Source organism: Idiomarina sp. OXR-189 (assembly GCF_034373425.1).
Lineage (GTDB): Bacteria > Pseudomonadota > Gammaproteobacteria > Enterobacterales > Alteromonadaceae > Idiomarina > Idiomarina zobellii.
This window is the reverse complement of record NZ_CP139706.1, coordinates 2,110,927-2,136,507: the sequence shown is the minus strand read 5'-3', so window position 1 is coordinate 2,136,507 and position 25,581 is coordinate 2,110,927. Positions and strand designations below refer to the sequence as shown.

26 protein-coding genes are annotated in these 25,581 nt (G+C 47.8%); 19 read left to right on the top strand and 7 right to left on the bottom strand.

The annotated features are described in order from the left end of the window. Window positions 1-185: 185 nt before the first annotated feature. Together UM402_RS10545 and glpQ are read left to right on the top strand one after the other, a co-directional pair. A complete protein-coding gene (locus UM402_RS10545; protein ID WP_058576185.1) occupies window positions 186-1,238 on the top strand; it encodes a cysteine synthase A in 1,053 nt (350 codons plus the stop codon). After that, the gene (gene glpQ, locus UM402_RS10540) at window positions 1,231-2,250 is read left to right on the top strand and encodes a glycerophosphodiester phosphodiesterase (protein ID WP_058576186.1); all 1,020 of its coding nucleotides are present in this window, start codon (window positions 1,231-1,233) and stop codon (window positions 2,248-2,250) included. The genes UM402_RS10545 and glpQ overlap by 8 nt, the downstream gene beginning before the upstream one ends. Here the strand turns inward: glpQ and rimI are convergent. Both rimI and UM402_RS10530 read right to left on the bottom strand, forming a co-directional pair. After that, window positions 2,225-2,686: a ribosomal protein S18-alanine N-acetyltransferase gene (gene rimI, locus UM402_RS10535; protein WP_058576187.1), complete on the bottom strand. Its 462-nt coding sequence runs from the start codon at window positions 2,684-2,686 to the stop codon at window positions 2,225-2,227. The two genes, glpQ and rimI, sit on opposite strands and share 26 nt — an antisense overlap. 16 nt (window positions 2,687-2,702) lie before the next feature. Further along, a complete protein-coding gene (locus UM402_RS10530) occupies window positions 2,703-4,166 on the bottom strand; it encodes a RimK family protein (RefSeq protein WP_058576188.1) in 1,464 nt (487 codons plus the stop codon). 131 nt (window positions 4,167-4,297) lie between these two features. Between UM402_RS10530 and UM402_RS10525 the strand changes: the two genes are divergently transcribed. Further along, complete coding sequence (locus UM402_RS10525; RefSeq protein ID WP_058576189.1) at window positions 4,298-4,804, top strand: DUF2062 domain-containing protein; 507 nt, start codon at window positions 4,298-4,300, stop codon at window positions 4,802-4,804. Window positions 4,805-4,806: 2 nt separating this feature from the next. Further along, a complete protein-coding gene (locus UM402_RS10520) occupies window positions 4,807-6,558 on the top strand; it encodes a TIGR03545 family protein (RefSeq protein WP_058576190.1) in 1,752 nt (583 codons plus the stop codon). A gap of 12 nt (window positions 6,559-6,570) precedes the next feature. Here UM402_RS10520 and UM402_RS10515 read toward each other — a convergent pair whose 3' ends face one another. After that, complete coding sequence (locus tag UM402_RS10515; protein WP_058576191.1) at window positions 6,571-7,863, bottom strand: GntP family permease; 1,293 nt, start codon at window positions 7,861-7,863, stop codon at window positions 6,571-6,573. 22 nt (window positions 7,864-7,885) lie between these two features. Then, window positions 7,886-8,503, bottom strand: coding sequence for a trimeric intracellular cation channel family protein (locus UM402_RS10510; RefSeq protein ID WP_058576192.1), 618 nt, complete (start codon window positions 8,501-8,503; stop codon window positions 7,886-7,888). 109 nt (window positions 8,504-8,612) lie between these two features. Between UM402_RS10510 and UM402_RS10505 the strand changes: the two genes are divergently transcribed. From UM402_RS10505 to UM402_RS10450, 12 genes are all read left to right on the top strand, one after another. Next, on the top strand, window positions 8,613-10,127 hold the full coding sequence (locus UM402_RS10505) for a sigma-54-dependent transcriptional regulator (RefSeq protein WP_058576193.1): 1,515 nt from the start codon (window positions 8,613-8,615) through the stop codon (window positions 10,125-10,127). A gap of 138 nt (window positions 10,128-10,265) precedes the next feature. Beyond that, window positions 10,266-10,601, top strand: coding sequence for a preprotein translocase subunit YajC (gene yajC, locus UM402_RS10500; protein WP_053953701.1), 336 nt, complete (start codon window positions 10,266-10,268; stop codon window positions 10,599-10,601). 29 nt (window positions 10,602-10,630) lie between these two features. Further along, window positions 10,631-12,475, top strand: coding sequence for a protein translocase subunit SecD (gene secD, locus UM402_RS10495; RefSeq protein WP_053953702.1), 1,845 nt, complete (start codon window positions 10,631-10,633; stop codon window positions 12,473-12,475). Between the two features lie 15 nt (window positions 12,476-12,490). Beyond that, window positions 12,491-13,429: a protein translocase subunit SecF gene (gene secF / locus UM402_RS10490; RefSeq protein WP_053953703.1), complete on the top strand. Its 939-nt coding sequence runs from the start codon at window positions 12,491-12,493 to the stop codon at window positions 13,427-13,429. 35 nt (window positions 13,430-13,464) lie between these two features. Next, window positions 13,465-14,241 carry a peroxide stress protein YaaA gene (gene yaaA / locus UM402_RS10485; RefSeq protein WP_053953704.1) on the top strand — a complete coding sequence of 259 codons (777 nt, stop codon included), beginning with the start codon at window positions 13,465-13,467 and terminating at the stop codon, window positions 14,239-14,241. A gap of 10 nt (window positions 14,242-14,251) precedes the next feature. Continuing rightward, window positions 14,252-15,130 carry a DUF3014 domain-containing protein gene (locus UM402_RS10480; protein WP_053953705.1) on the top strand — a complete coding sequence of 293 codons (879 nt, stop codon included), beginning with the start codon at window positions 14,252-14,254 and terminating at the stop codon, window positions 15,128-15,130. A 3-nt stretch (window positions 15,131-15,133) separates the two neighbouring features. Beyond that, window positions 15,134-15,739 carry a lysophospholipid acyltransferase family protein gene (locus tag UM402_RS10475; protein ID WP_053953706.1) on the top strand — a complete coding sequence of 202 codons (606 nt, stop codon included), beginning with the start codon at window positions 15,134-15,136 and terminating at the stop codon, window positions 15,737-15,739. Beyond that, window positions 15,733-16,380 (top strand): GNAT family N-acetyltransferase, encoded by a 648-nt coding sequence (locus tag UM402_RS10470; protein WP_286873528.1) that lies wholly within the window; start codon window positions 15,733-15,735, stop codon window positions 16,378-16,380. The genes UM402_RS10475 and UM402_RS10470 overlap by 7 nt, the downstream gene beginning before the upstream one ends. Window positions 16,381-16,450: 70 nt before the next feature. Next, window positions 16,451-16,915, top strand: coding sequence for a 6,7-dimethyl-8-ribityllumazine synthase (ribE, locus tag UM402_RS10465; protein WP_058576194.1), 465 nt, complete (start codon window positions 16,451-16,453; stop codon window positions 16,913-16,915). Between the two features lie 2 nt (window positions 16,916-16,917). Then, window positions 16,918-17,337: a transcription antitermination factor NusB gene (nusB, locus tag UM402_RS10460; protein WP_053953708.1), complete on the top strand. Its 420-nt coding sequence runs from the start codon at window positions 16,918-16,920 to the stop codon at window positions 17,335-17,337. 2 nt (window positions 17,338-17,339) lie between these two features. Next, on the top strand, window positions 17,340-18,344 hold the full coding sequence (thiL, locus tag UM402_RS10455; protein WP_058576195.1) for a thiamine-phosphate kinase: 1,005 nt from the start codon (window positions 17,340-17,342) through the stop codon (window positions 18,342-18,344). A 3-nt stretch (window positions 18,345-18,347) separates the two neighbouring features. Continuing rightward, window positions 18,348-18,812: a phosphatidylglycerophosphatase A gene (locus UM402_RS10450; protein WP_058576196.1), complete on the top strand. Its 465-nt coding sequence runs from the start codon at window positions 18,348-18,350 to the stop codon at window positions 18,810-18,812. Between the two features lie 373 nt (window positions 18,813-19,185). On the opposite strand, the gene dxs is transcribed toward UM402_RS10450, so the two are convergent. The 3 genes from dxs to UM402_RS10435 are packed head-to-tail and all read right to left on the bottom strand — an operon-like array spanning window position 19,186 to window position 22,161. After that, a complete protein-coding gene (dxs, locus tag UM402_RS10445) occupies window positions 19,186-21,036 on the bottom strand; it encodes a 1-deoxy-D-xylulose-5-phosphate synthase (protein WP_058576197.1) in 1,851 nt (616 codons plus the stop codon). A gap of 4 nt (window positions 21,037-21,040) precedes the next feature. After that, window positions 21,041-21,928, bottom strand: a complete 888-nt coding sequence (locus tag UM402_RS10440) for a farnesyl diphosphate synthase (RefSeq protein WP_058576198.1) — start codon at window positions 21,926-21,928, stop codon at window positions 21,041-21,043. Then, window positions 21,925-22,161 (bottom strand): exodeoxyribonuclease VII small subunit, encoded by a 237-nt coding sequence (locus UM402_RS10435; protein ID WP_058576199.1) that lies wholly within the window; start codon window positions 22,159-22,161, stop codon window positions 21,925-21,927. Before UM402_RS10435 ends, UM402_RS10440 begins: the two co-directional genes overlap by 4 nt. A gap of 181 nt (window positions 22,162-22,342) precedes the next feature. Here UM402_RS10435 and pomA point away from each other — a divergent pair, with 181 nt between their 5' ends. The 3 genes from pomA (at window position 22,343) to thiI (ending at window position 25,573) form a co-directional block, all read left to right on the top strand. Next, on the top strand, window positions 22,343-23,110 hold the full coding sequence (pomA, locus tag UM402_RS10430) for a flagellar motor protein PomA (RefSeq protein ID WP_058576200.1): 768 nt from the start codon (window positions 22,343-22,345) through the stop codon (window positions 23,108-23,110). A gap of 2 nt (window positions 23,111-23,112) precedes the next feature. After that, the gene (locus tag UM402_RS10425) at window positions 23,113-24,051 is read left to right on the top strand and encodes a flagellar motor protein MotB (RefSeq protein ID WP_058576201.1); all 939 of its coding nucleotides are present in this window, start codon (window positions 23,113-23,115) and stop codon (window positions 24,049-24,051) included. 67 nt (window positions 24,052-24,118) lie between these two features. Next, on the top strand, window positions 24,119-25,573 hold the full coding sequence (gene thiI, locus UM402_RS10420) for a tRNA uracil 4-sulfurtransferase ThiI (RefSeq protein ID WP_058576202.1): 1,455 nt from the start codon (window positions 24,119-24,121) through the stop codon (window positions 25,571-25,573). Window positions 25,574-25,581 lie beyond the last annotated feature (8 nt).

Below are 25,581 nucleotides of genomic sequence, written 5' to 3'. Positions count from 1 at the left end.
TTGCCTTTCACGAACCATGCCAAAAAACAAAGTGTTGATTTTTAAGGTTAAATTTATTTTTAAGAGCTTATTAAAGCGGAAACTTGCACTAAGCGGGTGCATTGCACCAAAAAGACCTATTGAACCAAATTGGCTTGCGGGAGATACTATTTACCAACACTATTGAATGATTAAAGGGTTTAGCCATGCTGGTAGGTGAACGTCAGAGTGACTTAATTGGGCAGACCGATCTCTTACGTATTCCGTCATTATCGGATTTGACGGGGTGCGACATATTCCTGAAATGTGAGTTTCAAAACCCGGGCGGCTCGATTAAAGATCGTGCCGCTAAGCAACTTATTGAAGATGCCATGGAACGTGGCGAACTGAAGCCGGGCATGACCGTCGTTGAAGGCACTGCGGGGAATACCGGCATTGGCTTGGCTGTGGTTGCTAAGGCTTACGGGCTAAATATGCTGGCGGTGATGCCTAATGACCAAACACCGGAAAAAGAACGAATGATACGCTTGCACGGCGGTGAGCTGATGGCGGTGGATCCGGTACCTTTTAAAAATGAAAACCACTTTTACCATACGGCACGTCGTTTAGCCGAAGAGCGCGATGACTGCTGGTGGGCGAATCAGTTTGAAAATACCAGTAACGCACGGGCGCATTACCTGCACACTGCGCCCGAAATTTGGGAACAAATGAACGGCAATATCGACGTTTTTGTGTCGGTGGCAGGCACAGGCGGTACTATTGGCGGTAATTCTAAGTTTTTCAAAGAGCAGGACTCGACCATTGATGTGTGGCTGGCAGACCCTGACGGCTCTGGCATTTATGAGTTTCTGAAAACCGGAGAATATGTGTCACACGGCGGTTCGATGACTGAGGGCATCGGTATTATGCGCTTAGTGGAAAACTTTAAGCAGGCAAAAATAGACCATGCGGTTAACTTGCCGGATCAGGATTTAGTGACTATTTCCCGTTACGTACGCGACCATGACGGCATTGTACTCGGCAGCAGCTCTGCCCTGAATGTTGCTGCTGCTTTAGCGGCAGCGCTGAAAAAAGGGGCTGGACAACGTATTGTGACTTTCGCCTGTGACTTAGGTGAACGTTCAGCCAGTAAATTGTATAACCCGGAATACCTTCGAGGCCGGGAGTTGAGCACTGAGCCGGAGCCGATAGACGCATTGTTTGAGCGCTATCGTTCATTGGGCGATAAGGTGTTAAATGTGAGCTGGAATAATGACTAAAATACTTGTCTATGCGGTAAGTTTTCTGGGCGTTATTGTTTCTTCAGCAACCGCGGAAGTTCTGCCGCAGCAAGGGTCACTGTCCGACCTGAAAATACCGCAGTTTATAGACATTGCACACCGGGGAGCATCGGGTTATGTACCCGAGCACTCGCAAGCCAGCACCGTTATGGCGCATGCAATGGGCGCAGACTATATTGAGCAAGACATACAGTTAACCCGTGACAGTGTGCCTGTTGTGCTGCATGACGAAGTGCTGGATTACATTACCGATGTTTCCCAGGTATTTCCGGAAAAGCACCGTCCCGATGGCCATTATTATGTGGTGGATTTTTCCCTTGCTGAGTTAAAACAGCTGTCAATAACGCCACGGCATAAGGACTATGAGCTGGTATATCCTAAGCGCTTCGCAAATACTGAGGTTCGCTTTCCCATTCAAACCCTGGACGAGCAACTCAAATTAATTCATGAACTGAACCGGAGTCGCGAAGAAAACACAGGTATATACGTTGAGATAAAGTCGCCGCGTTGGTACCAGCAACAAGGATATGATGCAACGGCTGCGGTTATGTCGGTACTCGCTCAAAATGGTTATCACGACACTATGGCGACCCCAATTTATTTGCAGTCGTTCGACCCGGAAGTGCTACGCCGATTGAAACGTGAGTTTAACTGGGAGCAACCGCTTATACAGCTTATTGGTGATAACGACTGGGGCATGAGCGATGTGGATTACAGCTCCATGCGTACCAGTGCCGGACTGGAAGCGGTGAAGTCTTATGCCGAGGGCATTGGTCTTTGGTTGAGTCACGCACTGGAAGGCGTAAAAGAGGGGCAGCCCCAATGGTCAACAGTGTTAGACACGGCCGACAAAAAAGGTCTGGATGTTCACGTGTATACCTTGCGCGCGGATGACTTACCTGAAGGTGTAGAGTCTCACTCACAATTGCGAAAGTGGCTGAAAACTACCGGTGTTGAAGGCGCGTTTACGGACTTTCCGGATCAAAAGTAAAGCGCATTTTTAAGCCATCAGAGCCGTCATCGTAATAGTTAGCGAGAACATCAATAGTTTCAAAGCCGCAGTCCTGGTACCAGGCTATTGCGGCTTTATTGTCTGATTTAACCTCTAGAGAAAGAGCTTTCGCCTGGCTTTTTCGAGCGCATGAAATAAGCTCATCCATAAGCTTCTGGCCAATACCTTTGCCGCGCGCTTCTGGCGCTACGGCAATGGAGTAGAGCCGCCACACCAAGCTATTGCTGCGCGTCAGCACAAGCGCATAGCCCAGCAGCTTCGTACCATCTTTAGCCACCCAGCAGCGTGCGCTTGTCGAGCGTATTAAATGCATAAAGCTGCGGCGGCTAATGCAACTGTAATTAAAGGTCGCGCGTTCGAGCCGGACTAAGTTATCCAGGTCTGAAAGTTGAGCCCGTTCGACATTGACATTCACTGTGGGTTACCTGATCTTACTTGCGCTCGTCTAGCCTGCGGTTAAAGTCCGCCATAATGAGACGATAAAGCTCATACCCCAGGTGCAGATCTTCCACGCCGTATTCAATGGACGGGTTATCGTTAATCTCTATTACCACGGGGCCGCGCTCGGTTTGTTTAATATCGACACCGTATAGACCGTCGCCAATAAGCCGGGTTGCCTGTAATGCCAGGCGAACCACATCTTTAGGTGCCTGATGCACCCCCAACGTTGTAAACGAGCCGCTTTTAGCGCGAGAAGATGACTCTTTGTGGTTATAAATTTGCCAATGGTTACGCGCCATAAAATACTGGCAGGCATAAATAGGCCGGTTATTCAGTACGCCGATACGCCAGTCGTAGTCCGTTTTAATAAACTCTTGTGCCAGCAAAATAGTCGACTGCTTAAACAGCGACTCCGCAGTTGTTTGTAATTGCTCGAGGTTTTCTGCTTTCTCGACACCGATAGAAAATGAACCGTCAGGAATTTTTAAAACCACCGGGTAGCCTAAAGAGTCGCCAATAGCTTTATAGTCAATGTCGGATTGACTCAGTAATAATTTAGTTTTTGGTGTGGCTACTTTGTGTTTGTCTAACAGCTCTTTTAAAAACACCTTATTAGCGCACTGAACAATAGCGTCAGGGTGGTCTATCACCACCATACCGTTGGCTTCTGCCTTTTTAGCAAAGTGGTAGGTGTAATGGTTAATTCGTGTGGTTTCTCTTATAAATAACGCGTCAAACTCCAGCAAACGGTTGAAGTCGTCTGCGGTTATTAACTCGGCGTCGATATCCGCTTCTTTTGCCGCCTTAATAAATTGGCTTAGAGCGCGTTTGTCAGAGGTAGGAATAGCCTCGTCCGGGTTGTGTAATATGGCCAGATCAAAGCGCAGCTCCTTACGAGAGCGAGCTTTACGCCAAACTCGTTTACTGAACTGATCCAAAGCATTACCGAAAAAGCTTTGCTTGTTGTCGTCTAACTGGTTTAGGGCACCTGCCTGCAAAGCTGAAATATGCCAGCGACCATTAAACTCAAGCTGTACTCGTAATATTGGGCATGGATAGCGCTCGAAAATCTGCCGGGCAAAGTTTGTCAGCGCTTTTTCTTCGCACATACCTAAACAAATAAGTAAGGACAACGATTTCTTGTCGGACTGTTGCAGGTAACGCAGAAGTGATCGGTCGGTCGCATTAATGAGTAACTGATAGTGTGAAAAGTTGTTCACATCGTTAATAGTGGCAACTGACGGAATGACTTTTTGGCCGCGGGCTTCCGCTAATAGGCTGACATAGTAGCCGGTCGACAAGTAAGACAGGTCGTTACAGAGATTTAAAATACTTTGACGCGAATTTGAGTGAGTGGTTTGCAAGTACTCACTTGCGCTAAGTAAGCTTTGGCTAGGGTAATATGGCTGCCAATCGACCATGTCGTCAATAATGACGTGAGCCTGAGTTTGCATGATGTCCTGATATAAAAAGTGTAAAACCCACGAGTTTATTTGCTTATTAAAAGCAACTGACACTATATTAGAAAGATAACGGATAACAAGCAGATTTTATTGTTTTTTTTGCTTTGAAAGGAGTCAGATAAATGCTGACAATTTTGGCTAAGCTGCTAAAGGCGTTGAACTCGGAAACGAGCCCATGGGCGCTGGCGTTAGCAGTCGTTTTAGGAATGTTCATTGGTTTGACGCCGCTGTGGCGGATCCATAACCTCATTATTATTCTCGCGGCCCTTATTTTTCGGGTCAATTTAAGCTTATTCCTGGTTTCTTTTGGTGTGTTCTCGGGTATTGCCTACCTGTTGGATCCGGTGTTCCACGACATTGGCCTGAGTATTCTAAATGCTTCAAGCTGGCAGGGTATCTACGAAGCCGCTTATGCCAGTGCGGTAGGGCGGTTGTCTATGTTTAACCACACCATAACCATGGGTAGTGTCATTTTCAGCTTGTTGGCGGCGCCTTTTGTTGCCGCTATTAGCTATTTTGTCGTGGCAAATTATCGTAAGCGTATTCAAAAAGCCTTTATGAAACTGAGAGTTGTGCAAGTCATTAAAGGCAGTCGGTTCTGGCAAATTTATACGAGTCTAAGGGGGTAACCATGAAACGAGGTATTATTCGTTGGCCTGGGCTGGCCGTATTTGCTGGATTTGTGCTGCTGTTGGTGGCTATTTCCTGGTTATTTCTGGACTCTATTATAAAAGTCACTTTGGAGCACACACTCGGGCGCTTAAATGGCGCTGAAGTTAATATTGAGCAGGTTGAGCACAGCTGGTCGCCACTGGCGTTACGCATAAAAGGTGTGCAAGTGACAAATCCTCAGCAACCAACGCATAACCGGGTGCAAGTGGGGGAAGCGTCTGCCGATATCAGTCCGACAGAACTCATTTTGGGGCGCACTCTTATTGAACAGCTGACCATGACTGGCATAAGAGTCAATCAAGAGCGTGATAGTGAAGGCGAGGTGTACGTTCTGCCGTCAGAAGATGACATGAAGCAGTGGGCCGGCCAGTCCTGGGAAGACTTAAAAATGTCACTGCCGTCGACCGATGAGATTATGGCTCAGGTAAACCTTCGTACTGACAAAGTTATTGAAGAGTCAAAAGCGGCGTATGAGAAGCAGAAGCAGCAAGTTATCGCGGCGAAAGACGCTTTGCCGAGTGAAGATAAAATTAAAGAGTACGAGCAAAAGATAAAAGAAATAACCGAAGGCGATGTTAAAGACTTAGGAGCTATTGCAGCGCGCAAAGAGGCCTTAGACGAACTTAAAGAGTCTATTCGTAAAGACAAGGAGGCTATAGCAAACTTCCGGGACAGAGTGTCAGAAGCGAAAGAAGTACTGCAAACACAAGTCACAGAGCTGAAAAACGCGCCGGGCAATGACATTGATAGAATTAAGTCGTTTTTTAGTATGGACGGGCAGGGCTTACAGAACGTGACCGGACTGCTATTGGGTGAACAGGCGAAGCAATGGAGTCAATACTTGTTGCTGGCCTACGAGCAACTGGGACCCATGCTGGCGCGTTCAGACAATTCAGAAACCGTTAAGCCAGTCCGTGGCGAAGGCCAGAGCATTTCTTTTGCTGAGGAAGACGCACCACCGGAATTTCTGATTAAAAAGGCGCGTACTGAGTTTATGGTGGCGGGCACCGTCATTGATGTTGACTGGCAGAATATTACTCATCAGCACAATTTACTGGGGCAGCCAACGACCTACCAGGCGCGTGCTGATAACAGTGAACTCTGGAAGGCGTTTAACTTAAACGGCGAACTCTCGCTCTCAGACTTGGGTATTGATGCTAAGCAACAATGGCAGTTAAAAGGTGCGCAGTTACAGAATCTTGGGTTGAGTGAAAGTGCGGAGTTGAGCGCCCAAATTGTCTCCTCATTGCTAGACAGTGATGGCACTATTTTAGTCAGAGAAAACAAGCTTGATGGTAACGCCATGGTCAGAATGCTGAACTTGGACATGGATGCCAACGGCTCCAGCAAACTGACCAATGCTATTGCCAGTGCGCTTAGCCAGTTACAGCGTTTGGACATTGCGACCAACATTACGGGCGATATTCAGAGTCCTTCGCTGAGTTTTGACTCGGACCTAGATGATCAACTGGGCAGTTTACTGGCCGATACCGCCATGTCAGAGGCTGACGGCAAACTGGCAGACATTAAAGCAGACTTGACCGCGAAAGTATCTGATCAGTTAGGTGGTCAGGAAGAGCTGTTGCAAAGCCTGTCGCAATGGAACAGCGAATCAGGTGAGAAAGATCAGAAACTGGAAGAGTTGCTGAAGTCTAAAATTGAAGACAGTCTGAAAGATAAGCTTAAGGGCCGCCTGTTTGGCGACTCTTAAGCTTTATAAGTTTTAAATCATAAACAGGCCAATAGCGATAGCTAACCCAATCAAAGGAACAACCACGGTGACTGCAGCTATTGGCCAATATGCGGCGCCGTGAGTTTCCTTACAGATAGCGCGAATGGTTGTAACGATATAGCCATTATGAGGCAGTGAATCTAAGGCCCCGGAAGAAATTGAGACAATTCGATGAAGCTGTTCAGGGTTAACGCCGGCCTCTAAATAGTGAGGCCCCACTTCTGGAAGCGCTATGGCCTGTCCTCCGGAAGCTGAACCCGTCAGTCCCGCAATCACACTGACCGCTACTGCTGCCCCCACCAGCTCATTGCCGGGTAATGCTGTCATTGCTGTAACAGCCTGTTCAAACGCTGGCGTTATTTTAGCGACGCTACCAAAGCCAACAACAGCGGCGGTATTACCAATAGCGAGAAGAGCTCCTACGGTTGCCTCATTAATGGCATTCTGTGGTCGGTGAAAATGCTTGATGTTAATAATGACCAATGACAAAACGCCACCCAGCAACGCCAGTATTAAAGCGTTTTGCTGAAACTCTTCGTGGAAGAAGAATGAGATACTGAGTACCACCAAAAGCGGAATAAGAGATTTCAACGGGGAAGGTAAGTCACGGACAATTGTTTCGGGGTCATCGGGGCGACTTTCAAAGCACTCTCCATTAGCAACAGCCTTGTTTATCATTTTCTTGAGCCACCAGTAGCCCATAACAGCCATTAAACACGCAACCACCAAGCTAACTTCCCAGGCCGCATACGGGGAAGTCCCTAAATACTTGATAGGTATCCAGTTCTGTATCTCCGGGGAACCAGCCGAGGTCATTGTGAAAGTAACAGAACCGAAGGTAAGTGCAGCCGGGATAAATCGGCGTGGAAGATTTGCGTCTTTAAAAAGGCTTAAAGCCATTGGATAAACTGAAAAAGCAACAATAAACACACTCACTCCGCCGTAAGTTAGCACTGCGCAGGCGAGAACAACCGCTAGTACCGCTTGCTTACGACCGAGTTTATCGATAATAGACTTGGCCAAGCTGTCTGCAGCACCAGTGTCCTCCATAAACTTACCGAACATTGAGCCTAGTAAGAACATAAAAAACCAAGATGCTATGAATCCAGAAAAGCCATCCATATAAGTCGTTACAAAATCAGCATCTCCGGCAAGCACGCTGACGTTACTGGTCACTGCAACGCCCAGCGCACATAATGGGGCACTAATGAATAAGTTCACCCCACGCAGGGTAAGCACGATAAGTAAGGTTAACCCTCCAATTAAACCAATCATACTTAGCATAGTTTTTCCTTATTATTTTTTGCTAGTAATGATCCTGATGGTCACGAAACACTGTCAATGACCATTGATATTTAATAGCGCCTAAGCGCATGACTAATGTTGCTGACATACCGGCGGCGAGCGCAATAAGTGGTTGGAATGGCACCAGTAACACATATACCGTAGCGCCAACCAGACAGGTCGTAGCGTAAAGTTCGCCTTTTAGCACCATAGGTATGTCGCGTGCTAAAACGTCGCGAAGCATGCCGCCGAAACACGCTGATATTGTACCCATAATAACGGCAATAAATGGGGAGAAGCCTGCAGCTAGTGTCTTTTCGGTGCCCATGGCTGCGAAAAAGGCTAACCCGAAAGCATCCGCTATTTGTAGCGTTGTCATGGGTATGTAGGCTTTAAATCTTAACCACACAATGGTGAGTAATGCAGCGGTTAAAATGGTGTACAGATAAACTTCATCGTGCGTCCAGAACACCGGCAAGCCAAGTATTAAGTCCCGAATCGTTCCACCGCCAATAGCAGTCGCAGAAGCGAGAACAATGACACCAAAGCCGTCCATTTTCTTACGAAACGCTAATAATGTGCCAGCTATCGCAAAAACAGCGACACCAGCCTGATCTGTCCAGTAGAATATCTGTTCCATGTGCGGTATAAAAGGTCAAAATGTTAAGGCTTAGTTTGTCATTAACCTTTGCTGATTCCCAGCACAAATTATGCCGTCTTACACACAGTCAAGCTAAGGATTAGCGTCAATGAGTGTTACCCAGTGCACCACAAAACATGCGGTTGATGAACTGGTAGAGTCATACCAGCGCGTGCCTATGCTCATTATAGCCACGCACCCGAACCGGGAGCGTATTGGTGAGCGAGCGGCATTGCTCGACTTGCACCTATCAGGAACGGACTACTTAAGTCGTGTAAAACCTGAGTTTGCGAAAAATGGTAATGCCGGCCGCGCATTGCTCGATGAATATGTGAGCCGCTCGCCTATTATCTTTGAGGCCACTGACAGTGGTGGCATCAAGTTGCGTGCGCACAGCACTAAAACCGTTCTGACATTAGCCGGCCGCCGCCCTCAGGACGAGTATCTGGTGAGTGAGGACGAACTGGATAACGGTGTCGTACTCGGACTTAACCATCGTATTGTGCTGTTGTTTAAACGCCTTCCGTTAAAAGACACGACAGTTGACGACAGCCATACGCTAATGGGTATTAGCGCAGATATTCAGGCAATACGTCACCGAGTTGAGCATCTGGCGACGTTGTCCGTACCTGTTATTATTCGTGGTGCTATTGGTGTTGGTAAGCAACAAGCCGCGTATGCCATTCATAAAGAACAATTTGGCGATGATAAGCCTTTCATTTCAGTGAATTTAGCCGCCATTCACGATGCGGTCGCTGAAACAGAGTTATTTGGGGTGGTCAGAAATGCTAAGCATCAGCCGGGTTATTTCGAGCAGGCGGCTGGCGGCACTATTGTGTTGGAAGATATCGAAGACGCGTCAGACAACATACACCAACTACTGAGCCGCGCATTGCAGAGCCAAAGTGTCATGCCTAAAGGTAGCACTAAAGCCATACCTATTGAATGTCGCATTATAATAACCAGCCATCAGGAGAGTAGTGCCGTTGATGAGTCGTCGATGGTGTCGATGTTGTTTGAAAAGCTGGCGCCGTATCAGCTATTTATGCCGCCATTAGTGCAGCGTAAAGAAGATATTGGCCTGCTCTTTAACGCATTTGTTCGTGAGCAATGGCGCAAGTTGTATCCTGAAAAAGCGGATCAATTTGTCATACCGGGCGAGTTGATGAAACAGCTGATGACTTTTACCTGGCCGGGTAATGTTCGTCAGCTTCGAAATGTCGCGAGGCAGGTTGTTATCGACAGCCGAGATCAAGAGCAAATGTATTTAGACCCGCAATTGTTGTCTTTATTGAAGCCTCAGTCACCTCAGACGGGTTCGGCAGAGTCTGTGCCTAAACAACGCCGGCCGAACAGTGTGAGTCGGGGAGAACTTACAGGCGCTCTGGAAAGCTGCCAATTTGAACTCCAGACTGTTGCCAAAAAGCTGAATATCTCAAGGGCGTCGGTTTATCAGTTAATCCAGCGCTTTGACGGTCTTCAGACAGCGCAGGATCTCAGCGAATCGGAAATTAAAGACAGCTACGCAAAACACCGGGGTGATACCGAAAAAATGATGTGGGAACTACGTGTCTCACAGATAGGCTTGAGACGGCGTTTAAAAAGCTTAGGTTATGACATTTGATTCTACTGAGAGTTGAAAAACTTTCTGTTAAGATACGCTGTCTGTAAATTACGAATTGTATTTTGGTTGCTTTGTCCCCATATCTCTGGAGAAGCAATCATAACGAATAATAATTTAACGTTAATTTGAGGGAAACTTATGGACTTTTTTATTAGCTCAGCTTATGCCCAGGACGCTGGTGGACAAAGTGGTGGCGGTATGGAGCTTATCTTCATGCTGGTCATGTTCGCTTTGATTTTCTACTTCATGATTTACCGCCCACAAGCAAAGCGCGTGAAAAAACACAAAGAATTAATGGGCTCTTTGAGCAAAGGTGACGAAGTTCTGACTCAAGGTGGGTTAGTTGGGAAAATCACCAAAGTGAGCGACGAAAAAGACTTTGTTGTTATCGCGTTGACTGACGAGTTAGAAGTGACCATTCAAAAAGGTGCTGTTACTTCTGTTCTTCCTAAGGGAACCATGAAATCACTGTAATGTGATAAAGAAATAAGCAGGGGCACGACGTGTTAAACAAATACCCGTTGTGGAAAAACTTGCTGGTTATCTTTGTTGTATTAGTGGCAGCGCTTTATGCGCTGCCAAATATTTATGGCGAAGACCCAGCGGTGCAAATTTCCGCAGATAGAAACGCAACCATTGATGCAAGCACTATGGACCGCGTGCGCAACACGCTGGACAGTGTTGGCATTGAACCCAAAAGCGTGTCATTAGAGAATGAACAACTGTTGGTTCGTTTGAACTCAGACAACGAGCAGTTAAAGGCCAGAGAAACCATTCTTGATAGCTTGGGTGACGACTATATTGTCGCACTTAACCTCGCACCGGCAACACCCGAGTGGCTGAAAAGCTTAGGTGCCCAACCAATGAAACTCGGCCTCGATTTACGTGGTGGTGTCCACTTCTTAATGGAAATCGATATGGACGAAGCAATGTCCAAAATTGTCGATGGCATGAAAGACACCGTAAGAGCTGAGCTGCGTGAAGAGCGTATCCGTTATAGCGCCGTTCGAGTTGACGACACAGCCGTTGAAGTCGAGCTTCGTAACGACGAAGCGTATCAGCAGGCAGCCCAATACCTTGATAACCGTTATCAAGGTTATGTACTTGTTGAAGACGAAGAAAATCGTACTCTGCGCTTAGAAATGAGCGAACAGAAGATTGTCGAAACGCGCGACTACGCAGTTGACCAAAATATTACCATTATGCGTAACCGTGTGAACGAGCTTGGCGTCGCCGAGCCGGTCATTCAACGCCAGGGCTCCAATCGCATTGTTGTTGAGTTACCTGGTGTTCAGGACACTGCCCGGGCAAAAGAAATTCTCGGCGCGACAGCAACGCTGGAATTTCGCATGGTCGACACTGAAAACGATGTCCGTGATGCGCAAAATGGCCGCGTGCCTTTTGGTAGTGAATTATTGCCAATGCGAGATGGTCCACAGCAACTGCTTAAAGAAGACGTTATTTTAACGGGTGACCACATTGTTAATGCTGGCGTTGGCTACGACGAATATAACCGTCCTCAGGTAAATATAACGCTAGACGGTGCTGGTGGTAACAAAATGTCGTTGGCAACAAAGGACAATGTCGGTAAGCCAATGGCAACGGTCTTTATTGAGTATGAAGCAACTGAAGAGCGCGATTCGGAAGGCAACCTGCAATTCACGAAAAGTGCTGAGGTTATCAACGTCGCGACCGTACAGTCTCGTCTTGGAAGTAGCTTCCGTATTACCGGTGTTGGTGCTAACGAAGCGCAAAACCTGGCGCTGCTGCTTCGCGCCGGTGCTCTTATTGCGCCTATTCAAATTGTTGAAGAGCGAACCGTTGGTCCAAGCCTGGGTCAGCAAAACATCGATTCAGGTATACAGGCTATTTTCTGGGGCTTCGTTTTAGTGTTGGCCTTTATGGTCGTGTATTACAAGAAGTTTGGTCTGGTCGCAAATGCGGCATTGGCAACCAACTTAATTTTAATTATTGGCGTTATGTCGATGATACCAGGAGCGACACTGACCTTGCCGGGTATGGCAGGTATTGTCTTAACCGTTGGTATGGCGGTCGATGCGAACGTACTTATTTTTGAGCGTATACGTGAAGAAATAAAAGCGAAGCGCAGTCCGCAACAGGCTATTCATCATGGTTATGACAGTGCTCTGTCGACCATAGCCGATGCCAACGTCACGACATTAATTGCCGCACTTATTCTGTTCGCTATTGGTAACGGGCCTATTAAAGGCTTCGCTATTACTCTAGCAATCGGCATTATTACATCCATGTTTACAGCCATTGTCGGTACGCGTGCCATTGTTAACTCCGTTTGGGGTGGCAAGCGCTTATCGAAGCTGTCGATATAAGGGAGGTACAGGAATATGATTAATTCAGAAGAACGACTTCCCTTTATGCGCTTCCGGGGTATTGCCGGAATCATCAGTGCATTATTGGTTATTGCGTCTATCGTGTCATTGTCGGTAAACAAACTGAACTTTGGTCTCGATTTTACCGGTGGTACTTTGTTGGAAGTTGGCTTTGAAGAGCCTGCGGACCTCAACCGAGTACGTAGCTCGTTAGAAAGCGAAGGCTTCGGCGATGCTGTTGTTCAGAATTACGGAACGCAGGAAGATATTCTTATTCGCCTGGAACCCCGTGCTGACGTAAAAGCCGAAGAGCTTGGTTCAAATATCCTCGAAGCACTGCGTGCAGAGTTCGATAAGACAGTTGAAATGCGCCGTATTGAATTCGTTGGCCCCAATGTTGGTGACGAGTTCATTGAGCAGGGCGGTTTAGCTATGCTGACAGCGCTAATCTGTATTTTGCTTTACATTGCGATGCGCTTTGAATGGCGTTTAGCGGTCGGCGCAGTCGCTGCGTTGGCGCACGATGTGACTCTTACACTTGGATTGTTCTCAGTGTTAGGCCTTGAGTTTGACTTAACGGTACTGGCAGCGCTTCTTGCGGTTATAGGTTACTCCATTAACGATACCGTTGTAGTGTGTGACCGTATACGTGAAACGTTCCGTAAGTACGCTAAGTTAACGCCTATTCAAACTGTGAACCGGGCACTGACTGACACATTAAGCCGTACTTTGGTCACGTCCATTACCACTATTTTGGTGTTGCTGACGTTGTTCTTCTTAGGCGGTCCATTAATTCACGGTTTCGCAACAGCGTTGTTATTCGGTGTGGTTATCGGTACCTACTCGTCAATTTACATTGCAAGTACCGTCGCCTTAGCCTTTGGTGTAAGCCGAGAAGACTTAATGCCTCCGGAAGTTGAAAAAGAAGGTGCAGACCAGGATCCTCTTCAATAAGAGGGTCCTGAGTTAACATTACAGGAGATTAGAGCATGCTAGCCGTTGTTTCACCTGCTAAAAATCTAGACTATGACAGTGACTTGCCGAAGTTAGACGTCACCCAGCCAAGAATGCTGGACCAGGCAGAGGCCTTGGTTAAAGTCTGTCGCAAATTAAGTCCACAAGACTTAGGCTCGCTAATGAAAATTAGTGATAAGTTAGCCGGGCTTAACGCTGCGCGATTTGAAGAGTGGCAACGGCCGTTCACGGAAGAAAATGCTCGTCCTGCAATGTATGCGTTTAACGGAGATGTCTACACGGGTTTAGAGGCAGCTTCGTTAGATGCTGAGGCAGTGAATAATGCGCAGCAGCATTTACGCATATTGTCAGGGCTATATGGTGTATTAAGACCTCTTGACTTAATGCAGCCATACCGCCTGGAAATGGGCACGAAGCTGCAAACCGAGAAAGGCAAAAACCTTTATGAATTTTGGGGTGAGTCGATAACAGAACAGCTCAATAAAGACCTGGACGCTATCGACAGCTCAATCTTAGTTAACTTGGCATCGAACGAGTATTTTTCTGCGGTAAAACCAAAAGCGCTGAACGCAGACATTGTAACGCCGGTGTTTAAAGACGAAAAAAATGGTCAATACAAAGTCATTAGCTTCTATGCTAAGAAAGCAAGAGGCATGATGGCGCGCTTTATTGTGAACCAAAAGCCACAATCTGTGTCTGATCTTAAAGAGTTTGATGCGGCCGGATACAGCTACAACGAAGACCTGTCAAAAGGTAATGAGTTGGTGTTTTGCCGGGCAGAGCAAAAATAAGGAGCCCTGAATGAGTGAAGACAAAGTAGAAAACTCTCCGGCAACAGAAGATGCCAGCCGGAAAACAACCTGGGCCGTTGTTATTGTCATTGTGGTTGCGGTCATTGCTGCTGTTATTTGGTGGTGGTTGCCCTCGGAAAAGCCACAGCAGCAAGAAAAGGTTGTTGTGGAGCAGTCAACCTCAACAGAGGTAGAAGCAGAGTCATACGAACCTGAAGAGCCTGCAGAACAAGAGCCGGAAACTTTACCCGAACCCGTAGAGCCAGAGCCTGAACCGGTTGAACAAACCGAAGAAGACCCCGAGCCTGAACAAATAGCACTACCAGAGCTTAACAACAGTACGCCGACGGTTTTACAGGAGCTGGACTCAAGCGATATTAACATTCGTCCGCTGAAAAGCTCTCAGCTTATCCGCGACGCTGTCGTATTAGCCGACAATATTAGTAATGGCAGTATTGTTCGAGACCGCACTATTGTGCAGCGCCCGGATGGTCGTTTTAGCGTTATAGAAGTGGATGGTGAGCTTTATATTGATGAGAGTTCCTACCGTCGTTACGACGCACTAGTCGACTGGTTCGTTAGTCTGGACGCCTACGCATTAGCTGACAACTACGAGCTCTTTAAGCCTTTAGTTCAGGAAGCGTATGCGGAAATTGGTTACCCGGATTCAAACTTTGATGACACCCTAATCGAAGCTATCGATGTGCTGCTGTCGACACCAGTGCCGGAAGGTTTGGTCGAGGTGAACGCTGACAGCGTCATGTATACTTATGCGGATGATGCTTATGAAGCGTTACCGGCAGCCCAAAAGCAATTGTTGCGCATGGGGCCGGACAATATCGAGCGTATTAAACAAAAACTTAGAGAAATCCAAAGGGCACTGCAGTAGTTTATGAAAAGTAACGATCAGCTTCCTGAATTTGTAAAAGGCGAATTTCCTGTCAGAGATAATCGTTTCTTGCGCTGGGTTGGCCGTGTTGGAATGCGTCTCATGGGAGGCTGGAAAATTAACGGAAGTATGCCAGCGGTTAAAAAGGCGATTCTTCCTGTGGCGCCACATACGTCAAACTGGGACTTCCCGGTTGGCGCGTTCGTTATGCTTGCTATGGGACTTAAACTGAATTACCTGGGTAAGAATAGCCTGTTCCGCTTTCCTATAAAAACGCTGATGACCAAGCTGGGAGGCATTCCTGTAGATAGAAGTGCCGCTAATGGGGTAGTTGGCAGCATGGTCGAGCAGTTTCGTAGCAAGGACGAGCTTATTCTGGTTATCACCCCGGAGGGTACGCGTAAAAAAGTCACTGAATGGAAAAAGGGCTTTTTGCACATGGCGAAGCAAGCAAAAGTACCGGTTATACCAATTGCATTCGACTTTGCCCGTAAAGCCATTGATATTGGCCCAGCGTTAATGATCACCGACGAAATTGAAAAAGAACTACTTCGTGTGAAGTCGTTTTTTGCGCATGCGCAGGGCAAACGGAGTGAAGCATCGTGCTAAGGACCTTTGTTGCAGTCATTACAAGTGCTCTTTTGCTGGTCGTAATGCCAGTAAAAGCCGGCGACTTTTGGCAGCAGCAATGGACAGTGCCCGGTGAAACAGAAAGCAATAATTTAACCATTCGGCCGCTAAGAGAATCCGACAAGGCACGTTTTTTCCATGCTTATATGACCTCGCAAAAGTGGCTTTACAAAAAGCTTGGCTGGTCGTGGCCTTCAGAGAAAAGCACACTCGAGCAAAACAGTACAATGGTGAACTACCATCTGGAACAGGCAGCCGAAAAAACGGCGTTTACCTACATTGTGATTGATAAGTCAGACAGCTCGATTGTCGGCGCTGTGTACATGGTTCCGGTAGCGCCCGAGCGGCAGGAGCAAAGTGGTATTTCAAGAAATGCTTATAACGCTGAAGTCAGTTGGTGGTTACTAGAAAGCGCAGTCGACAACAACCTTCACAACGACCTTTTCTCGTTACTAACACGTTGGCTCGGTGAGAGTTGGCCGTGGCGGCAGGTCATGTTTCCTGTTTCAGACAATAATGCTACTGCCTTGCAGCTGTTGGAAAGCAGTGAGGCGCGCTACATCGGCAGAAACCTCGATACACAAGAAAAGTATTTCTCATACGCAATTTCACGCAAATAATTCCTCGTTGTGCTATGATCGCGCGCAATTCGCTATTGAGTATAAAAGACAGGTTAATTAAGGAAGACTTATGCAGGTAATTGAAGGCGGTATCAATGCGGCTGGCAAAAAATTTGCCATTATCGTATCTCGCTTCAACCATTTCGTTGTTGAAAGCTTACTGGACGGTGCTGTTCAAACATTAAAGCATTATGGCGAAGTGGCAGACGAAGACATTACTGTGGTACGTGTTCCTGGTGCTTATGAAATTCCGGTTACCGCGAAACGTCTGGCGCAGTCGGGTAAATACGATGCCATTATCGCTGTTGGTGCAGTGATTCGCGGCGGCACGCCTCACTTTGAGTTTGTCGCAGGCGAGTGCAATAGCGGGCTGGGTCGTGTTGCAACCGAATTTGGATTACCGGTAGCCTTTGGTGTTATTACCACAGACTCATTAGAGCAAGCTATTGAACGAAGCGGCTCTAAAGCGGGTAACAAAGGTTCCGAAGCCGCTTTAAGCGCGCTCGAAATGGTCAACGTACTGGATAAAATCTGAAGATGAAACCTGCAGCACGAAGAAAAGCACGAAAGTTAGCGGTTCAGGCTATTTACTCCTGGCAGTTGTCGCAAAACAGTTTTAGCGATATTGAAGCTCAGTTTTTAACAGATACGGACACCGACAAAGTCGACGTAGATTACTTTCTTGAGCTAGTGCGAGGCGTTGGCGGTCATTACCGTTCGCTCGACGAGTCTTTGAAGCCATTTTTGGCACGTCCGATAAACGAGCTTGATCCTATCGAGCTGGCGGTTCTGCGTATTGCGGCTTACGAGTTAAGCGAACGCATGGATGTTCCGTACAAAGTTGCCATTAACGAAGCGATTGAACTTGCCAAGTCATTTGGTGCTGACGAAAGCCATCGTTTTGTGAATGGTGTTCTGGACAAAGCGGTAGATACCTTACGACCCGCACGAAAATAGTTATGCCTAACGACGAGTTTTCTCTCATTAACGATTATTTTGCAAATCGCTCCGCTCGTCGGAGCGATGTTGTAATAGGCATTGGCGACGACGGCGCTGTCGTTAAACCCATGCCCGAGCACGATATCGTTGTGGTTACTGACACCTTAGTTGAAGGTGTACATTTCGACAAAACCACGCCGCCAAGAGCCATCGGCCACAAAGCTGTTGCCGTCAATTTAAGCGACCTGGCGGCAATGGGGGCGCAACCAAGTTGGGTGAGCTTAGCGCTGACGTGCCCCAATACTAACCAAGATTGGTGGACAGAGTTCAGTAGCGGCCTTGATGAAATCTGCCGTTACTATGACTGCCAGCTTATCGGTGGTGACACAACCAAAGGCCCTTTAACGATAACTGTTACTGCTCATGGGCAGTTGCCTTCAGGAACTGCAATTAGCCGAAGCGGAGCAAAGCCCGGCGACTGGGTTTACGTGAGTGGCTCACTTGGTGATGCTGGACTTGGCTTACAAGTCACACAGAATAAAGTCAGCACAACAGGCCGCCACTTGCAGCACGTTATTGAGAAGTTACATTACCCAACGCCTCGTGTGGCAATGGGGCAGGTACTTCGGGGCGTTGCAACGTCTTGCATTGACGTCTCTGATGGCCTGATAGCCGATTTAGGGCATTTACTGAATCAGGCACAAGTTTCCGCGCAAATCAATTTAGAAAAATTACCCCTGTCATTGGCACTTACCGAAACATTAAACGCCAATGAAGCCCTGGCTATGGCGTTAACAGCCGGTGACGACTACGAGCTATGTTTTACATTGCCTGAAGAGCACCGTGGTCGCATGGAAACGCTGACATCGCATTTAAAGACCAAGCCCGTTTGTATCGGCCGGATAATGAAAGGTGCTGAAGCAAAAATTAACATGCACTACGAAGGCGAGCCGTGGGAACTTCCGCAAGGCTATAAGAGCTTTAACCACTTTGCCGAAGAAGAAATAGTCAAAGAAGGCGAGTAAGTCATGCCGAAACTGAATTGGTTTAACCCCATCCACTGGCTTTCCCTTGGTTTCGGCACAGGGTTAGCCCCAAAAGCCCCCGGCACCTTCGGCACACTCGTCGGCATCCCCTTTGTCTACCTGATTACCCAACTCACATGGCAGTGGCAACTCATCGCCCTGATACTGGCTACAATTATCGGTATCTTTCTGTGCCAATACACCGCCAAAGCCATGGGCGAGCACGACCATCCATCCATCGTATGGGACGAAATAGTCGGCTACGGCTTCGCCATGTTTGCATTACCTTTTGAAGCAACCTGGCTCATCGCCGCCTTTCTTCTATTCCGCCTTTTCGACATCTGGAAACCCGGCCCCATCGGTTGGTCCGACAGAAAGCTCACCGGCGGCACCGGCATAATGATGGACGACGTCCTGGCCGGCATCCTAACCACCGCCATCTTGCATGGCGTAGGCCTGATAATTTAGAGAAATAGCTCTTTCGGAAGCGCTGAGGTTCCAGAACATCCTTTTGAGGACGCCCGTGAATACATCCCTGTAGGGCTTGAGCAGCGCCATCCATGGCGCTGCACACCTCAATAGGATGTCCCGGAACCTTTGAGTGCGCTCCCTTCGATCTATTTCTCTAAATTATCAGGCCTAGATGTATGCAAGAAGGGGAGGTTGAGCACTTGTAAGCGTTAAAAGCATAGAGCTTCCCCCTGGCGGAGTGTCGAAGGCCATGGATGGCCTTCGTCAAGCGTTCATGGATGAACTTGTAGCGTCTCCGCCAGGGGGAAGCTTTATGCTCAAGCGAAGCAAGTGAACAACCTCCCCCCTCAGCGCTCGCGTTTTCCTCGATTTAAACGAAGCGGGTTTTGACTTGCTTTTCTATGCCTTTGGCGTCGAGGTTGAGTTCGGTGCGGATTTCGGCTTGGGAACCGTGCTTGATGAACTCGTCGGGGAGTCCGAGTTGCAGGACAGGAATAGACAAGCCTTTGTCGGCGAGATATTCCAGCACAGCACTGCCAGCGCCACCGGCTGTTACGTTCTCTTCAACGGTGACTAAACTGTCGTGTTTGGCAACGGCGTCTTCAATAGCTTGCGTATCCAGAGGCTTCACAAAGCGCATATCAATAACACTGGCGTTTAATGCGTCTGCCGCTTGCTGAACTTCGGGCAATAGTGTGCCAAAGTTCAGGAATGCTACTTTTTCACCTTCTCGGACGGTTCTGGCTTTGCCTATTTCTAGTGGCTTGGGGTCTCTCAACTCGAGCCCGACACCGGCACCGCGTGGATACCTTACTGAAGCAGGCCCTTTATACTGATAACCGGTGGTCAGCATATCCAGACACTCTTGCTCGTCACTAGGCGTCATTATGACCATATTCGGTATGCAGCGCATGTAACTAATATCGAAAGCGCCCTGGTGGGTTGGGCCGTCGGCACCAACAATACCGGCGCGGTCAATCGCAAACAACACATCTAAGTTCTGCAGCGCCACGTCGTGAATTAACTGGTCGTAACCGCGCTGTAAGAACGTCGAGTAAATAGCAACAACAGGTTTCATGCCGGCAATGGCTAAACCAGCGGCGTAAGTAACACTATGCTGCTCGGCAATGGCGACATCAAAGTACTGCTCTGGATAGGCCTGTGAAAATTCGACCATACCTGAGCCTTCCCGCATAGCGGGTGTTATTGCCATCAAGGACTTATCATTTTGAGCTGTGCTACACAGCCACTGACCAAAAATATCGGAGTAACTTGGAACACCCGGTGCCTTTTGTGGCAGCTCTGATGACTTAGGGTCAAACTTGGGCACACCGTGGTAACCAATAGGGTCTTTCTCAGCGGGCTTATAGCCTTTGCCTTTTTGCGTCACTATATGCAGTAACTGAGGACCTTTCAGGTCTTTCATATTACGTAGGGTGTCTACCAGCGCATTAACATCGTGACCGTCAATGGGGCCTATATAGTTAAAGCCAAGCTCTTCGAAAATTGTGCCCGGTGCCATCATGCCTTTCATATGCTCTTCGGCACGGCTGGCGAAATGACGAATATGAGGCAGTGGACTTAGCAGCTTCTTGCCGCTCTCGCGTAATGAGGTATAAAAACGACCAGACAGTAAGCGCGCGAAATGATGGTTCAGCGCACCGACGTTCTCTGAAATTGACATGTCATTGTCGTTCAGAATAACCAGCATGTCGGGCTTTATGTCACCCGCATGGTTCATTGCTTCAAAAGCCATACCGGCGGTCATGGCGCCGTCACCAATAATGGACACCACTTTCTGCTCACGTTTTTGACGCTGCGCGGCAACGGCTAAACCTAAAGCCGCGGATATTGATGTACTCGAATGCCCAACAGAAAGTACGTCATAGTCGCTTTCTTCGCGCCATGGGAAAGGGTGCAAACCGTCTTTTTGGCGAATGGTATGCAGCTGTTCTTTGCGACCGGTCAGAATTTTGTGCGGATATGCCTGGTGCCCAACGTCCCAAACTAATTTGTCATTTGGCGTGTGATAAACGTAGTGCAGAGCAACAGTAAGCTCAACAGTTCCCAGGCCAGAGGCTAGATGACCACTGCTTTGACTGACTGAGGTCAGTAAAAACTGACGCACTTCAGCGCATAAATCGGTCAGTTGACTCGGCGCAAGCTCGCGCAAATCAGCTGGAGAATTAATTTTATCGAGTAACGGGTAATTTTGTATCATTCGCTCAGTGATCCCGCTTCAGCAGGACGTCAGAAAATTGTTCGAGTTTTGCCGTATTGTAAGGGATATCGGCGAGTGACAGTAGTGCTTTCTCATGCAACGAGCTTAAGTATTTTTGAGCACCTTCGACGCCTAATAGCTGAACATAAGTCGACTTGTCTGCCGCTGTGTCCGAGCCCTGCGGTTTGCCCAGTAGCTCTGTGTTGCCAATAACGTCGAGAATATCATCCTGAACCTGAAATGCGAGCCCCAAATGGGTCGCAAACTCTTCAAAATGAGGCTGCCATTTTAGTGCTTCCTCTTCACCACACAACACGCCTATTGTTGCCGACGCTTCAATTAAAGCACCGGTTTTATGTCGGTGCATGTGTTCAAGTTCGTGTTCGTTTACCTGTTGACCGGTGGCTTGTAAGTCAATTGCCTGACCGGCGCACATACCCGCACTGCCACTCGCACGAGCCAATGCATTCACCATAGACAACTGACGCTCTGCCTTCAACCCACCTAACGGTGATTCTGACAACAATTCGAAGGCCAGGGTTTGCAGAGAATCGCCCGCCAAAATAGCGGTCGCTTCGTCAAATGCAATGTGGCAAGTGGGTTGGCCGCGCCTGAGGTCATCGTTGTCCATGGCCGGCAGATCGTCGTGAATCAGTGAATACGCATGAATCAATTCAATAGCACCGGCAGCGGTCAAAGCGGCTTGTTTATCGCCACGGCAAATTTCGGCAATAGTCATTAGTAAATAAGGACGGACACGCTTGCCGCCCAATAGCACGCCGTGCTCCATCGCTCGTCTTAGCGTTTCGTTAATAGAGTGACGCGCCAGCTGCTGTTTTAAAAATGCGTCGACTTGCTCGCGCACATCAGCCGTTAACGCATTAATGCTCACATCACTTCTCCGTCATCATTATCAGCAGAGCCTTCCTGAGCAGCCATGAGTGTCGTCACTTTTTGCTCTGCCTGTTGTAACTGCTGTTGACTGGTGCGAGCCAGCTGAATGGCCTTCTCAAACTTTTCCAGCGACTTTTCCAGTGGCAGCTCACCATGCTCAAGCTCATTAACTAATGACTCAAGCTCTTCTAATGCTTGCTCAAACGAAGGGGCTTTTTGTTGTTCTGACATAATGCTTCTTGCGCAATTGTTGTGTGTTAGGACTAATTATCCGATAAAGAATCCCGAATGTCAGCCGATGATCTCATTATTCCTGTGTAACATAACAAGAAGATGCTTGTCAGAGCAGCGCTATTGTTTAAGAATGGAGCGTAGCTGGAATGGCAAAACGTGAATTGGGGAGGAGAACTGAGTGGATATTGCAACGCTCATAGGAATCATCGGCGCCATTGGCTTCGTGGTTGTGGCGATGATTTTAGGGGGAGACATTGGGCTATTTCTTGATACTCGCTCATTTTTTATTGTTTTTGGCGGCTCCCTGTTCATTACGCTCGCAAACTTCTCGCTTAGCCAGTTTCTGGGCACCGGCAAAGTTGTCGTAAAAGCCTTCTTTTTCAAAATTGAACACCCGCAAGAGCTTATCGACACTGCGGTTGAAATGGCTGATGCTGCCCGTAAAGGTGGTTTTTTAGCACTGGAAGAAGCCGAAATCCCCAATAAATTCTTCCGTAAAGGTGTCGACATGCTGGTCGACGGCCACGACGCAGAAGTTGTCAGAACAACTCTTTCGAAAGACATAAAAATGAGCTTTGCGCGCCATGAAGAGGGCGCTCGAGTCTTTAAAATTCTCAGTGATGTAGCACCGGCCATGGGTATGATAGGTACGTTGATTGGCCTGGTGGCTATGCTGTCCAACATGGATGACCCTAAAGCCATTGGTCCGGCAATGGCCGTTGCCTTGCTGACAACGCTGTATGGTGCGTTTCTGGCTAACGTTATTGCTATTCCAATCGCTAACAAGCTAATGCTGCGTGCCGAGCAGGAAAAGCTTAATCAGCAGCTGGTTCTGGATGCTATTTTGGGCATTCAGGACGGCCAGAACCCGCGTGTTATTGAAGGTATTCTGCGTAATTACTTGGCTGAGTCGAAACGTGTCGGCGATGGGGACGAGGAAGAGTAATAATGGCCTCTGAAACAGTAAGAGACGAAGAAGAAGAGTGCGACTGTCCACCACAGGGACTTCCCATGTGGATGGCAACGTTCGCCGACCTGATGACACTGTTAATGTGTTTCTTCGTCTTGCTGTTGGCGTTTTCAGAAATGGACGTGCTGAAGTTTAAGCAAATAGCGGGTTCAATGAAGTACGCACTTGGTGTGCAGAATAAAATTGAAGTGAAAGACATTCCGAAAGGCACTAGCGTTATTGCTCAGGAGTTCCGTCCGGGGCGTCCTGAACCAACCCCTATTGAAACCATTCAGCAGCAAACCGTTGAAATGACCCAGCAAATGCTGGAGTTTCAGGAAGGTCAGTCCGATTTTGCCGGCGGTCAGCAAACCGAGCGTGGCGGTCAGGAAGCGGACAGTCAGGAAGACGAAAAGCAGGCGGAATCAGAAAACACCGAAGCCATGACTCAGGTATCTAAAGAGCTTATGCGACGCATTGAACGGCAGCTCGAAAATGAAATTAAAGCAGGTACCATTGAATTAGAGCAGCATGGTCAGCAAATCATTATTCGTATTCGTGAGCAGGGTTCATTCCCGGAAGGGTCGGCGTTTTTGCAGCCACAGTTCCGGCCAATTATTCAGGAAGTAGCGACTGCGCTTAAAGAAATTCCGGGTGAAATCACTATTTCAGGACACAGTGACAACGAGCAAGTCGTGTCAGAAATTTACTCCTCGCGTTGGGACCTTTCCAGCAAACGAGCCGTAGCAGTTGCCGAAGAAATGCTTAAAGTTGAAGACTTTAGCGAAGATCGTATGGTGGTTATGGGGTATTCAGACACCAAACCACTGGTGCCTAACAACTCTGAAGAGAACCGCCGCCGTAACCGCCGTGTTGAAATATCGGTGATGCAGGGTAAAGCGGCAGAGTCTGAACAGCAGGTTGACGTTATAGACTAAGCGCTGGTTTCTGGCGCTTAGGACACGTATAATTGCCGACTTTCCCCCAACGTCTAATGATATTGCTATGAAGTTTGTTGTTCGTCTGCACGCCGAAATTACCATCAAAAGCGCATCCGTCAGAAAACGCCACGGTAAGGTGTTAACCAATAACTTGCGCAAAATTTTGGCGCCGATACATCCGTCCATTTATGTGAAGTGGCTTTGGGATCGCATTGAAGTAGCGGCAGATACCGACAGCAATGATGCGCGTGCCGCCATACGTGAAACGCTTAGGCATACTCCGGGCATTTCATGGTTTGCGGAAGTTATCGAACAGCCGTTAACGACCTTTGACGACATTACTGATTTAGTGGGTGAGCATTGGAATAAGCGGCTGCAAGGTAAAAGCTTTGCGGTGCGTGTAAAGCGGCAGGGTAAACACGAGTTTAACTCACAGCAACTTGAACGCTACATCGGCGGCTATCTACTGAAACACGCTGAAAACTCCCGTGTTCAGTTAACCCGACCTGACGAAGAAGTGCAGTTGCAAATTACCAATCAGGTGGTTCATTTAATTGGTGAACGTATCGACGGCCTGGGCGGCTTTCCTATTCCAACTCAGGAAACGGTTCTGTCTTTGCTCAGTGGCGGTTTTGATTCGGGCGTTGCCAGTTACGAGTTTATTCGCCGAGGCGCACGTACTCATTTCTGCTTTTTCAACTTAGGGGGCGACGCTCACGAAGTGGCGGTGCGTCAAATTGCCTATTTCCTTTGGAAAAAATACAGTTCATCGCACCCTATTAAGTTTATTAGTGTCGACTTTGCACCTATTGTCGATGACATTTTAACGAATGTCGATAATGGCCAAATGGGGGTTGTACTAAAACGTCAAATGCTAAGAGCGGCTGCCCGGGTTGCGCACTATGTAAAAGCCCAGGCTTTAGTCACCGGTGAGGCTATAGGTCAGGTGTCGAGCCAGACATTGTCAAATTTACGCGTCATTGATCAGGCGACACCGGCACTGGTGCTACGCCCGCTAATTACCAAAGACAAACAGGAAATTGTCGATGAAGCGAAGAAAATAGGCACCGAGCCGTTAGCTAAGTCAATTCCTGAATATTGTGGGGTTATTTCGAATAAGCCGACGGTTAAAGCTGTGCCTGAAGTTATCGAGGCGGAAGAAGCGAAGTTGAACCAGGATTTGTTAGAGCAGGTCGTGCGTGCATCGAATGTGTTGAGTATGCAGGATATTGCTGAGCAAACTGAAAACGAATTGAAAATGCCGGACACTACAGCGGAACTCAATAAACAGAGTGTCATCATAGATATTCGTAATGACGATGAAATAGAAGCTGCGCCATTGAACGTGAGTGCAGAAATCATCGAAATTCCGTTTTTTAAATTAGCCACGAAGTTTCCTGAGCTGGATCAAAGCCATGACTATTTGCTTTACTGTGATCAGGGAATTATGAGCCGTATGCAGGCGTTGCTATTGCACGAAAATGGCTTTACCAACGTATCTGTTTATAAGCCTGACTAAAGAGACGT